General features: G+C 72.7%; 1 protein-coding gene. It reads left to right on the top strand.

Going from position 1 to position 733, the window contains the following annotated elements:
* Positions 1-733 (top strand): Ig-like domain-containing protein (locus QSG27_RS29090; protein ID WP_306712353.1); only part of this gene is annotated, 733 nt, incomplete at both ends.

Below are 733 nucleotides of genomic sequence, written 5' to 3'. Positions count from 1 at the left end.
GCAACCCCGCCACGGCGGCGACCCGGACGGTCAGCTACGACCGCACCGCCCCGTCTCTGTCGATCGGCACGGTGTCGACCGACGACCGGATCAACGACGCCGAGGACGAGAGCGCCGTCACCATCGCCGGCACGACGAGCGGGGCCGAGGACGGCCGGGTCGTCAGCGTCACCGTCGGCACGGTCACCCAGACCGCCACGGTCAGCGCCGGGGCCTGGACGACGTCCCTCACCTCCAGCCAAGTGAAGAGCCTGTCCGAAGGCTCCGTCACGATCACCGCGAGCGTCTCCGACCAGGCCGGCAACCCCGCCACGGCGGCCACCCGGACGGTCAGCTACGACCGCACCGCCCCGTCTCTGTCGATCGGCACGGTGTCCGGCGACGACCGGATCAGCGACGCCGAGGACGAGAGCGCCGTCACCATCGCCGGCACCGCCTCCGCCGAGGACGGCCGGGTCGTCAGCGTCACCGTCGGCACGGTCACCCAGACCGCCACGGTCAGCGCCGGGGCCTGGACGACGTCCCTCACCTCCAGCCAGGTCAAGGCCCTGAGCGAGGGCTCGGTCACCATCACCGCGAGCGTCTCCGACCAGGCCGGCAACGCGGCCACGGCGGCGACCCGGACGGTCAGCTACGACCGCACCGCACCGAGCCTCTCCATCGGCACGGTGTCGACCGACGACCGGATCAACGACGCCGAGGACGAGAGCGCCGTCACCATCGCCGGCACGAC

Origin of the sequence: Azospirillum isscasi, assembly GCF_030849505.1 — a bacterium.
Taxonomy (GTDB): Bacteria; Pseudomonadota; Alphaproteobacteria; order Azospirillales; family Azospirillaceae; genus Azospirillum; species Azospirillum isscasi.
Note: the sequence above shows the minus strand (reverse complement) of the source record. Positions and strands in the feature narration are given on the sequence as shown.